This is a genomic window from Streptomyces sp. CBMA291 (genome assembly GCF_014596525.1).
Taxonomy (GTDB): Bacteria; Actinomycetota; Actinomycetes; order Streptomycetales; family Streptomycetaceae; genus Streptomyces.
Window position 1 is genome coordinate 1 of sequence record NZ_MSJP01000074.1, and the last position, 11,007, is coordinate 11,007.

Consider the following 11,007-nt stretch of genomic DNA (forward strand, 5'->3'; position numbering starts at 1 on the left):
ATAGTGTTTCGGTGGTCATAGCGTTAGGGAAACGCCCGGTTACATTCCGAACCCGGAAGCTAAGCCTTTCAGCGCCGATGGTACTGCAGGGGGGACCCTGTGGGAGAGTAGGACGCCGCCGAACAATTTTTAGCCTCAACCCCTGGACCTTGTCCGGGGGTTGAGGCATTTTTGCGTTTCCGTGCCGTCGGCGGCCCCTGTGCGCGGGGGTGTCGTGGCTGAAGGTAAGGTCAGGGGGCATCGTCCGTACGTTCCCAGCAGGAGGCCCCCGGGTGGAGGTCCAGGAGACTCGCGTTCAGACCGACCGGGTCCTCACCATCCCCAACATTCTCAGCATGGCGCGCCTTGTCGGAGTGCCGCTGTTTCTGTGGCTGATTCTCCGTCCGGAATTCGGCGGACCCAAGAGCGACGGCTGGGCACTCCTCGTCCTGGCGCTCAGCGGTGTCAGCGACTACCTCGACGGCAAACTGGCCCGGCGCTGGAACCAGATCAGCAGCCTCGGCCGGCTGCTCGACCCGGCCGCCGACCGGCTGTACATCCTCTCCACCCTCGTAGGCCTCACCTGGCGCGAGATCCTTCCGCTGTGGCTGACCGCCGCCCTGCTGGCCCGTGAAGCCATGCTGCTGGTGATGGTGGGAATCCTCCGCCGCCACGGCTACCCGCCACCGCAGGTGAACTTCCTCGGGAAAGCTGCGACTTTCAACTTGATGTACGCCTTCCCGTTGCTGCTCCTCAGTGACGGAACGGGCTGGCTTTCGTCACTCGCTGAAGTTTTCGGGTGGGCCTTCGCCGGATGGGGTACAACTCTCTATTGGTGGGCAGGAATCCTCTACGTGGTCCAGGTCCGTCGACTCGTGAAGGCGGATGCCGAGGCCGATTGAGCCCGTTCCTCCAGTGTCGAGCAGTGTCGCCGGCAACCATGAGGACGTCCGAGGGCTGCTGAGCGGACAGGTGAGGTCGGCCGGGACCGTCGTCTCTTCAAGGAGGACGCTTCCGACATGAAGGCCGTCGTGATGGCCGGTGGCGAAGGAACCCGCCTTCGCCCCATGACTTCGAGCATGCCCAAGCCTCTGCTGCCGGTGGTGAACCGGCCGATCATGGAGCATGTCCTGAGACTGCTCAAGAGGCACGGTCTCAACGAGACCGTCGTCACCGTGCAGTTTCTCGCCTCCCTCGTCAGGAACTACTTCGGCGATGGTGAGGAGCTCGGCATGGAGCTCACGTATGCCAACGAGGAAAAGCCACTCGGTACAGCGGGAAGTGTGAAGAACGCCGAGGAGGCACTGAAGGACGACGCCTTCCTCGTCATCTCGGGGGACGCGCTCACCGATTTCGATCTCACCGATCTGATCGCCTTCCACAAGGAGAAGGGCGCACTCGTCACGGTCTGTCTCACCCGGGTCCCGAATCCGCTGGAATTCGGGATCACGATCGTCGACGAAGAAGGAAAGGTCGAACGGTTCCTTGAGAAGCCGACCTGGGGACAGGTCTTCTCGGACACCGTCAACACGGGCATCTACGTGATGGAGCCCGAGGTTTTCGACTACGTCCAGGCCGATGTCCCCGTCGACTGGTCGGGTGATGTCTTCCCCCAGCTGATGAAGGACGGCAAGCCGGTCTACGGCTATGTGGCCGAGGGCTACTGGGAGGATGTCGGCACCCACGAGAGCTATGTGAAAGCCCAGGCGGACGTCCTGGAGGGCAAGGTCCAGGTCGACATCGACGGCTTCGAGATCTCGCCGGGAGTATGGGTCGCCGAAGGCGCCGAGGTCCACCCCGACGCCGAGCTGCGCGGGCCGCTCTACATCGGTGACTACGCCAAGGTGGAGGCGGACGCCGAGATCCGCGAGCACACCGTCATCGGCTCCAACGTGGTCGTCAAGAGCGGAGCCTTCCTGCACAAGGCCGTCGTCCACGACAACGTCTACATCGGCGAGCAGAGCAATCTGCGCGGCTGCGTGATCGGCAAGAACACCGACGTCATGCGAGCCGCCCGGATCGAGGACGGCGCCGTCATCGGCGACGAGTGCCTGGTCGGCGAGGAATCGATCGTCCAGGGCAATGTGCGCGTCTACCCCTTCAAGACGATCGAGGCGGGCGCCTTCGTCAACACCTCGGTCATCTGGGAGTCCCGCGGACAGGCCCACCTCTTCGGAGCCCGGGGCGTCTCCGGCATCCTCAACGTGGAGATCACCCCGGAACTGGCGGTCCGCCTCGCGGGGGCGTACGCCACGACCCTCAAGAAGGGCGCGACCGTCACCACGGCCAGGGACCACTCCCGGGGCGCCCGAGCGCTGAAACGGGCGGTGATCTCGGCGTTGCAGGCCAGCGCCATCGACGTACGGGACCTGGAGAACGTACCTCTGCCGGTGGCGCGGCAGCAGACCGCGCGGGGCAGTGCCGGCGGCATCATGCTGCGGACCTCGCCCGGGGTGCCCGACTCCGTGGACATCATGTTCTTCGACGAGCGCGGAGCCGACCTCTCCCAGGGCGGGCAGCGCAAACTCGACCGGGTGTTCGCACGCCAGGAGTACCGCAGGGCCTTCCCCGGAGAGATCGGCGATCTGTCCTTCCCGGCCAGCGTCTTCGACTCGTACACCGGCTCGCTGCTGCGGAACGTCGACAACTCGGGGATCGCGGAAGCCGGTCTGAAGGTCGTCGTGGACGCCTCCAACGGCAGTGCGGGCCTCGTCCTGCCCAGCCTCCTCGGGCGGCTCCAGGTCGACTCGCTGACGATCAACCCCGGGCTCGACGAGTCGAGACCCACCGAGACGGCCGAGAGCCGGCGGGCGGGGCTCGTACGCCTCGGGGAGATCGTGGCGTCCGCACGGGCGGCCTTCGGCGTGCGGTTCGACCCCGTGGGGGAGCGGCTCTCGCTCGTGGACGAGCGCGGGCGGATCATCGAGGACGACCGGGCCCTGCTCGTCATGCTGGATCTGGTGGCGGCCGAGCGGCGGTCGGGGCGGGTCGCGCTGCCCGTGACGACCACACGGATCGCAGAGCAGGTGGCCGCGTACCACGGCACCCAGGTGGAGTGGACGACGACCTCGCCGGACGACCTCACCAGGGTCGGGCGCGAGGAGTCGACGATCTTCGGCGGTGACGGGCGGGGCGGATTCATCGTGCCCGAGTTCAGCAGCGTCTTCGACGGCGCCGCCGCCTTCGTCCGGCTGATCGGACTCGTGGCACGCACCCAGCTCACGCTCAGTCAGATCGACGCGCGCATTCCCCGGGCGCACGTCCTCAAGAAGGACATCCCGACACCCTGGGCCGTGAAGGGCCTCGTGATGCGCAGGGTGGTGGAAGCGGCGGGCAGCCGGTCCGTCGACACCACCGACGGCGTACGGGTGGTGGAGGCCGACGGACGGTGGGTGATGGTCCTTCCGGACCCCGCGGAGGCCGTCACCCATCTGTGGGCCGAGGGGCCCGACGACGCCTCCGCGCAGGCCCTGCTCCACGAGTGGGCCGAAGTGGTCGAGAGCGCAGGTCGCTGACCTGAGGAAGCCGCTGTGCGGGGAGGTGCCCGAGGGGCGCCTCCCCGCACGACGGAGGGGCCATTCGGCGGTAGGCCGTGCGACGTGCGACGATGTGCGGCATGTCGCAGCAGCCCCCCGTTCGGAGCACCGGAGCACCACCGCCGCGTCCGGACGCTTCCATGTCGCTGCTGAACAACGTGATCGACCACGCGCTGGACGACGGATACGCCGAGGCGACCGCACGGCGCGCGGCCGAAGGTGGTGGCCTGCCCCGTACGCTGCGGGCCAAACTCGGTGTCGCCGTGGGCCTGGTGCTCGCCGCCGCCGTGGTGACCGTCGGCGCGGCCGAGGCGCGGATCTCCGCGCCGGTCGTCGCCAAGGAGCGGCAGGAACTGATCGACCGGATCGAGAGCGAGACGTCCACGGCCGACCGGCTGGAGGCGGACGTCGAGCGCATCCGGAGCGAGGTCGGAGAGCGGCAGCGGCAGGCACTCCAGGAGCACGGCGGCGACCAGGGGGAACTGGTGGCCCTCCTCTCGGGTGCGACGCCGGTGCGCGGGCCCGGGGTGAAGCTCGTCGTCGACGACGCCAAGGGCGCCGACGGCGGTGGCGGCGGACCGCGCGAGAGCAGCGGTTTCTCCGACACCGGCCGGGTGCGCGACCGGGACATGCAGCGGATCGTCAACGGTCTGTGGGAGTCGGGCGCGGAGGCGGTCTCGATCAACGGGCAGCGGTTGACGTCGCTGTCCGCGATGCGGGCCGCAGGAGACGCCGTACTGGTCGACAACAAGCCACTGGTGCCGCCGTACACCGTCCTCGCGGTCGGGAACGGGCAGAAGCTGAGCAGCACGTTCCAGGACAGCGCCGACGGGCAGTACCTGCACGCGCTGGTGGAGAACTTCGGGATCAGGAGCAGCATCTCGGCCGAGGGCGACCTGAGCCTGCCGGCCGCGCCGAGCCTGACCGTACGTACCGCAGAGCCGAGGGGAGCCGGGGCGGCGACGCCGTCCGGCGAGGCCGCGGCAGACACAGGGAAGGGCACATCGTGATCGCCGTACTGGGCCTGATCGTCGGAGTCGTGGTCGGACTGTTGGTCCGGCCCGAGGTTCCGGCGGTGGTCGAGCCCTATCTTCCGATCGCCGTGGTCGCCGCCCTGGACGCGGTCTTCGGCGGACTGCGGGCCATGCTCGACGGGATCTTCGTCGACAAGGTCTTCGTGGTCTCGTTCCTTTCGAACGTGGTCGTGGCCGCGCTGATCGTGTTCCTCGGCGACAAGCTGGGCGTCGGCGCGCAGCTCTCGACCGGTGTCGTCGTCGTCCTCGGCATCCGGATCTTCTCCAACACGGCGGCCATCCGGCGCCATGTCTTCCGGGCGTGAGGCCGATGAACGACAGTCCCCAGAACCCGCGCGGACCCGAGGGCCCCGGGAAGCCTGACAGCGGAGCGGAAGCGCCCGAGGAGTCCCGGGAGCCCGTCTACGACGGGGGCGCGGATCACGACGTACGGGTCGCCGTGGCACCGGCCGCGGGGCCGAGCGGCCTGCGGAAGCTGGGCTCCGCGCTCTGGCCGCCCCGGGTCACCCGGGCCCAACTCGTCGTCGCGCTGCTGCTCTTCGGCCTCGGCCTCGGGCTCGCCATCCAGGTCTCCTCGACGAGCGAGAACAGCGCGCTGCGCGGGGCACGTCAGGAGGACCTCGTCCGTATCCTCGACGAGCTCGACGACCGCACCCAGCGGCTTGAGGACGAGAAGGCGCGCCTTGAGAAGCAGCGCTCCGAGCTGGAGTCCAGCTCGGACCAGGCGGAGGAGGCCCGCCGCCAGACCCGGGAGAAGGAGCGTCAGCTCGGCATCCTGGCGGGTACGGTGGCGGCCGAGGGCCCCGGCATCACGCTGACGATCGGCGATTCGGGCGGATCCGTGGAGTCGGACATGCTGCTCGACGCGATCCAGGAGCTTCGGGCCGCGGGCGCTGAGGCGGTCCAGGTCGACGGCGTCCGGGTCGTTGCGGACAGTTATTTCACCGGGAGCGGTGATGACATACGGATCGATGGAACGAAGGTGACCGCTCCATACGTCTTCAAGGTCATCGGCAAGCCGGAGGATCTTGAGCCCGCGCTCAACATCCCCGGCGGTGTCGTCCAGACCCTGGAGAAGGAGCAGGCCACGGCCACGGTGGAGCGGTCGACGAAGATCGTCGTCGATGCCTTGCGGCCCGCGAAGCGGCCTGACTACGCTCAGTCGTCCTCGCAGTGAGAGGGGGACAACGGGGGTCCCGCGACAAGCGTGAGCCGTTGCGGGGGGTCGGCGCACCACAACGGTGGTGCGTGGTGGAAACTGTCCGGAGGATACGGACGTTGTGAAGGTGTCCGGGTCGGCAGGTGTGATGGATCTCGGTTCGTCCTGCCCCACGGGCGGGTCTGTTTCGGTCAAGGGGAATCGCCCGTGAAGTTGTTTGCGAAGTTGTTCGGCAAGAGCGCACGCGAGGACGGCGGCAACGCCAGGCACCGCGCGTCGCGCCATGCCCAGAGCGAGGAGCAGGGCGGCGAGCGCCCGCTCTTCCGCGATGAGGTCGACGGTGACATTCCGGGCACTCCGGGCGCGTCTTCTGTTGACCCCGCCGGTGCCGCGCGCATAGGTTTCGGAGAACCGTCAACCTCAGGTACGGGTGGAGGGTTCACCCCCGATCCGTACGCGACCCAGACCTCGGCGGGTCAGCCGCGGCAGGAGGGTGCGTCCATGCCGGTGTGCACGAGGTGCGGTCACCGCAATACGGCCGACAGCCGTTTCTGCTCGCAGTGCGGTACGCCGCTGAGGGGCGGAGTCGCCGAGCGGGCCTCGGAGACGACGTCGACGATCTCGATCTCGGGCCTTGAGGCGTACGAGGCGGAGATCACCGGTCAGACGCAGCTGCCGTCGCTCTCTCCCGAGGCGCTGGCGGCCGTGGAGGCGCTGCCTCTGGGATCGGCGCTCCTCGTGGTGCGCCGGGGTCCCAACTCCGGCAGCCGGTTCCTGCTCGACGGCGAGCTGACCACGGCCGGCCGTCACCCGCAGAGCGACATCTTCCTGGACGACTTCACGGTCTCCCGGCGGCACGTCGAGTTCCGGCGGGGTCGGGACGGCGGCTTCACCGTCGCCGACGTCGGCAGTCTCAACGGCACGTACGTCAACCGTGAGCCGATCGACTCGGTGATCCTGTCCAACGGCGACGAGGTGCAGATCGGCAAGTACCGGCTGGTCTTCTATTCGAGCCAGCGGGGCGTGTAGCGCCTCGGAGAAGCCCTTCAGGGAAGGTTCATGCTGCGAACACCGACGGGCGGTGCCGGATCCGGCACCGCCGCCGCGGGCGACCAGCTGGTCAGCATCGGCACGGTGCTGAGCCAGCTGCGTGACGAATTCCCCGAAGTGACCATCTCCAAAATCCGGTTCCTGGAGGCCGAGGGGCTCGTGGAGCCCCGGCGGACGGCCTCCGGGTACCGGAAGTTCAGCCCGCAGGACGTGGAGCGGCTCGCCCAGATCCTGCGGATGCAGCGGGACCACTACCTTCCGTTGAAGGTCATCCGCGAGTACCTCGACGCGCTCGACCGGGGGGAGCAGGTCCAGCTCCCGGCCCCCGGGCGCCGCCGGGACCTCGTCGACGGGGCCTGGGAGCCCGACGCGGAGCCGTCCACGGTCACCCGCCTCGGCAGGGCCGAGCTGCTGGCCGCCGCCGAGGTGACGGAGACGGAACTCGTCGAGTGGGAGTCGTACGGGCTGATCTCCGAGACGGAGGGCGGCGGCTACGACGCCGAGACCGTCACGGTCGCCCGGCTCGTCGCGGATCTCGGCCGTTTCGGACTCGAACCCCGGCATCTGCGGGCCGTGAAGGCGGCAGCCGAACGCGAGGCCGGACTCATCGAACAGGTGGTCGCGCCGCTGCGCCGACACCGGAACCCGCAGACCAGAGCCCATGCGGAGGCCACGGCACGGGACCTCGCCGCGCAGTCCGTGAGGCTCCACGCGGCCCTCGTGCAGAGCGCGCTGGGCATCCGGCTGCCATGAGCCGGGACGGACGGTGGGCGGGCCCGACTATCCAAACCGGCCGGGCACGTCCTAGGGTTGCTGTGTGAACGAGCTCGACGTTGTGGGTGTCCGGGTGGAAATGCCCTCCAACCAGCCGATCGTGCTCCTGCGTGAAGTGGGAGGCGATCGGTACCTCCCCATCTGGATCGGACCGGGGGAGGCGACCGCGATCGCCTTCGCCCAGCAGGGGATGGCGCCACCGCGGCCGCTGACGCACGACCTTTTCAAGGACGTGCTGGAGGCCGTGGGACAGGAACTCACCGAAGTCCGCATCACGGATCTGCGTGACGGGGTCTTCTACGCCGAGCTGGTCTTCGCCAGCGGCGTGGAGGTGAGCGCTCGCCCCTCCGACGCGATAGCCCTGGCCCTGCGTACCGGAACGCCGATCTACGGCAGTGACGGTGTGCTGGACGACGCGGGCATCGCGATTCCGGACGAGCAGGAGGACGAGGTGGAGAAGTTCCGCGAGTTCCTCGACCAGATCTCACCGGAGGATTTCGGGACCAACAGTCAGTGACGCGCGGCCGCGCGGCCGACCTTCCGCAGGGTGCCGTCAGAGCATTCGAGTAGCCTTTCCCCGGAGAGAGACACGGGAAACCACTCTCAGGGTGATTATCACTCGGCGTGCCGAGTGTGGCGATCGTTGACGCACCCCGAGTGACTGCCTACCTTCGTGTGGGCAGGTCAAGGACGGAGGGTCGGCGTGATGAGCAGCGCGGACGGTACGGCAGGGGGCTCGCTCGGACGTGTGTCCGGGGAGAGCGGTCCGTATCCGCTTCACGGCAGTGTGGGCGGCTTCTCCATGGAGACCGGCAGGGGACCGGAGGCCGACGCGGTCGGCTACCGAGGTCCCACGGCCTGTGCCGCCGCCGGGATCACCTATCGGCAGCTGGACTACTGGGCGCGCACCGGGCTCGTGGAGCCGAGCGTGCGGCCCGCTTACGGGGCGGGGGCCCAGCGGCTCTACAGCTTCCGCGACGTCGTCGTACTGAAGATCGTCAAGCGGTTCCTGGACATCGGGGTCGCGCTCCAGAACATCCGAGCCGCCGTGCGGCATCTGGGCGCGCGGGACTTTCGCGACCTGGAGCGGATGACGCTCATGAGCGACGGCGCCACGGTGTACGAGTGCTCCTCGCCGGACGAGGTCGTCTCCCTGCTCCAGGGCGGGCAGGGCGTCTTCGGCATCGCGGTGGGCGTGGTCTGGCGCGATGTCGAGGTGGCCCTGGGGCAGCTGCACGGCGAGCGGGTCGACACGGGGGAGACCCTGGTCGGGCACAACCCCGGGGACGAGCTGGCGCGGCGCCGGAGGGACAAGGCGGTCTGAAGAGGCCGGGGGTCTCCGGGCCCCCGGTGATGTGGCTGGTTCGAACACGTTGGCGGACCGCGTTGTCAGTGGGGTAGGGCAGCATCGGACTGTGAGAACCGTGCCGACCATCCTGCATCTCGACATGGATGCGTTCTTCGCCGCCGCCGAACAGGCGTCGAAGCCGAGCCTGCGCGGGAAACCCGTGATCGTGGGCGGTCTCGGACCCCGGGGCGTGGTCGCCACCGCCTCCTACGAGGCGCGCCGCTTCGGGGTGCACTCCGCGATGCCGATGGGCCAGGCCCGCCGGCTCGCGCCCAACGCCGCCTATCTGGTGCCCCGCTTCACCTTCTACCGGTCCATCAGCGAGCAGGTCATGGAGCTGCTCGGCCGGCTCTCGCCGCTCGTCGAACCGCTCAGCCTCGACGAGGCGTTCGTCGACCTGGAGGCGGGGGAGGTGGCCGACGACAGCGCGAGCGCGCGGGCGGCCGGGGAGCGGCTGCGGATCCAGATCCTGGCGACCACCGGACTGACCGGGTCCGTGGGGCTCGCCGGGTCCAAGATGATCGCGAAGATCGCCTCGGAGGAGGCCAAGCCCGACGGGCTCGTGCTGATCGAGCCCGGCACCGAGCGGGAATTCCTCGGGCCGCGGTCGGTGCGCATCCTGCCCGGAGTCGGCCCGGCGACCGGGGAGCACCTCAGGAGAGCCGGGATGACCACGGTGTCCGACCTCGCGGAAGCGGGCGAGGACGAGCTGGTACGGCTGATCGGGCGGGCCCACGGGGCTTCGCTGTACCGGATGGCCCAGGGGTACGACGACCGGCCCGTGGTGGCCGAGCGGGACGCCAAGTCGGTGTCGGTGGAGGACACCTTCGCCGTCGACCTGCACGACCGGGTCCGCATCAGGGCCGAGGTGGAGCGGCTCGCGGACCGGTGCGTGGGGAGACTGCGGGAGTCGGGGCACTCGGGGCGGACCATCGTCCTCAAGGTGCGGCGGTACGACTTCTCCACCCTGACCCGCTCCGAGACGCTCCGGGGGCCCACCGACGACCCGGGCGTGGTGCGGGAGGCGGCGGGGCGGCTCCTGGAGGCCGTGGACACGACCGGGGGCGTACGGCTCCTCGGGGTCGCGGTCAGCGGGCTCGCGGACTACACGCAGGAGGACCTGTTCGCCCAGGCGGAAGCGCGGGAGGCCGAGGCGGAGGCGGCGGCACGCGCGGAAGCCCTGGCGGAGGCCAGGGGCGCCGGTGCCGGGGCGGAGGACGAGGAGCGGGATGCCAGGGGCGAATCGTCCGGCGCTCCCGGGTCCGGAGCCGTCGGCGGGGATGCCGGTGGGGCCTCTGGCGGGGTCTCCGGCGGGTTCCCCTCCCTCGGCGGAGCCGCCGAGGAGGCTGCCGGGAAGGTGGAGCGGGAGTGGATGCCCGGCCATGACGTACGCCATGCCGAGTACGGGCCCGGGTGGGTGCAGGGGAGCGGGGTCGGCCGGGTCACCGTGCGGTTCGAGGACCCGGGATCGGCTCCCGGGCGCGTCCGGACCTTCGGGGTGGACGACCCGGACCTCATACCGGCGGAGCCGCTGCCTCTGGTGGGGCGGGGGCCGGGGGTGGCGCAGGGGACGGGACAGGGCACGGAGGAGGCGGGGTAGGGCGGCTGGGGCGTTCCGCTCTGGGGTGCTGGGGTGCTGGGGTGCTGGGGTGCTGGGGTGCTGGGGTGCTGGGGTGCCGGGTGCCGGGTGCCGAAGGTGCCGGGGTACGGAGGTACGGGGGTACAGGGTGCGGGGTTACGGCGGAGCCGGGGTGCCGGAAGCGTCTCCCGGGAGCCGGGGAGTGCCCGAGGGCTCTCCCGGGCGCCCAGCGCCCCTGGCCTCTCCCAGGAGCCGGAGGGCGCCTTCCCGGGTATCCGGCAGGGAAGCGCCCGGACGAGTGGCCGGGCGCCGGGCCGATCCGCGTACAGCCTCCTCGGCGGCACCACCGGCCAGGGTCCGGCGCGTACTCCCTGACGTCACTCCGATCAGGGGCGGCGCATCCTCGCCCCCTCCTCCGGGGGGCTCCTCCCCGACGGCCCCCGTGCTGTCGCGGACCGGGCGAGCCCGGGGCACCCGGCCGGGGCCCGGGGCACCTGACCGGGCCCGGCGTGCCAGCCCGGAGCCCGGCGCGCCCGCCCGGCGTCCGG

General features: G+C 70.0%; 10 protein-coding genes and 1 rRNA gene. All 11 read left to right on the forward strand.

Annotated elements, in window-relative coordinates; translation table 11 throughout:
• Nucleotides 1-7: 7 nt before the first annotated feature.
• The 11 genes from rrf (at nt 8) to BU197_RS18130 (ending at nt 10,480) form a co-directional block, all read left to right on the forward strand.
• Nucleotides 8-124: ribosomal RNA gene (gene rrf / locus BU197_RS18080) — 5S ribosomal RNA — on the forward strand.
• Between the two features lie 148 nt (nt 125-272).
• Nucleotides 273-881, forward strand: coding sequence for a CDP-alcohol phosphatidyltransferase family protein (locus tag BU197_RS18085; RefSeq protein ID WP_188269324.1), 609 nt, complete (start codon nt 273-275; stop codon nt 879-881).
• A gap of 117 nt (nt 882-998) precedes the next feature.
• Nucleotides 999-3,494, forward strand: coding sequence for a mannose-1-phosphate guanyltransferase (locus BU197_RS18090; protein ID WP_188269325.1), 2,496 nt, complete (start codon nt 999-1,001; stop codon nt 3,492-3,494).
• Nucleotides 3,495-3,595: 101 nt separating this feature from the next.
• A complete protein-coding gene (locus tag BU197_RS18095; RefSeq protein ID WP_188269326.1) occupies nt 3,596-4,525 on the forward strand; it encodes a DUF881 domain-containing protein in 930 nt (309 codons plus the stop codon).
• A complete protein-coding gene (locus BU197_RS18100) occupies nt 4,522-4,854 on the forward strand; it encodes a small basic family protein (RefSeq protein WP_188269327.1) in 333 nt (110 codons plus the stop codon). Before BU197_RS18095 ends, BU197_RS18100 begins: the two co-directional genes overlap by 4 nt.
• Before the next feature lie 5 nt (nt 4,855-4,859).
• Complete coding sequence (locus BU197_RS18105) at nt 4,860-5,726, forward strand: DUF881 domain-containing protein (protein ID WP_223183327.1); 867 nt, start codon at nt 4,860-4,862, stop codon at nt 5,724-5,726.
• A gap of 81 nt (nt 5,727-5,807) precedes the next feature.
• On the forward strand, nt 5,808-6,737 hold the full coding sequence (locus BU197_RS18110; RefSeq protein WP_188269332.1) for an FHA domain-containing protein: 930 nt from the start codon (nt 5,808-5,810) through the stop codon (nt 6,735-6,737).
• Nucleotides 6,738-6,767: 30 nt separating this feature from the next.
• A complete protein-coding gene (locus BU197_RS18115) occupies nt 6,768-7,511 on the forward strand; it encodes a MerR family transcriptional regulator (protein WP_188269329.1) in 744 nt (247 codons plus the stop codon).
• Nucleotides 7,512-7,575: 64 nt separating this feature from the next.
• Nucleotides 7,576-8,049 (forward strand): bifunctional nuclease family protein, encoded by a 474-nt coding sequence (locus tag BU197_RS18120; RefSeq protein ID WP_015032172.1) that lies wholly within the window; start codon nt 7,576-7,578, stop codon nt 8,047-8,049.
• 189 nt (nt 8,050-8,238) lie between these two features.
• A complete protein-coding gene (locus BU197_RS18125; protein WP_188269330.1) occupies nt 8,239-8,856 on the forward strand; it encodes a MerR family transcriptional regulator in 618 nt (205 codons plus the stop codon).
• Nucleotides 8,857-8,947: 91 nt separating this feature from the next.
• Nucleotides 8,948-10,480, forward strand: a complete 1,533-nt coding sequence (locus BU197_RS18130; protein ID WP_188269331.1) for a DNA polymerase IV — start codon at nt 8,948-8,950, stop codon at nt 10,478-10,480.
• Nucleotides 10,481-11,007 lie beyond the last annotated feature (527 nt).

Coding starts and splice junctions, on each gene's coding strand:
- BU197_RS18090 (WP_188269325.1), top strand. CDS start 999: ATGAAGGCCGTCGTGATGGCCGGTGGCGAAGGAACCCGCCTTCGCCCC.
- BU197_RS18095 (WP_188269326.1), top strand. CDS start 3,596: ATGTCGCAGCAGCCCCCCGTTCGGAGCACCGGAGCACCACCGCCGCGT.
- BU197_RS18105 (WP_223183327.1), top strand. CDS start 4,860: ATGAACGACAGTCCCCAGAACCCGCGCGGACCCGAGGGCCCCGGGAAG.
- BU197_RS18115 (WP_188269329.1), top strand. CDS start 6,768: ATGCTGCGAACACCGACGGGCGGTGCCGGATCCGGCACCGCCGCCGCG.
- BU197_RS18125 (WP_188269330.1), top strand. CDS start 8,239: ATGAGCAGCGCGGACGGTACGGCAGGGGGCTCGCTCGGACGTGTGTCC.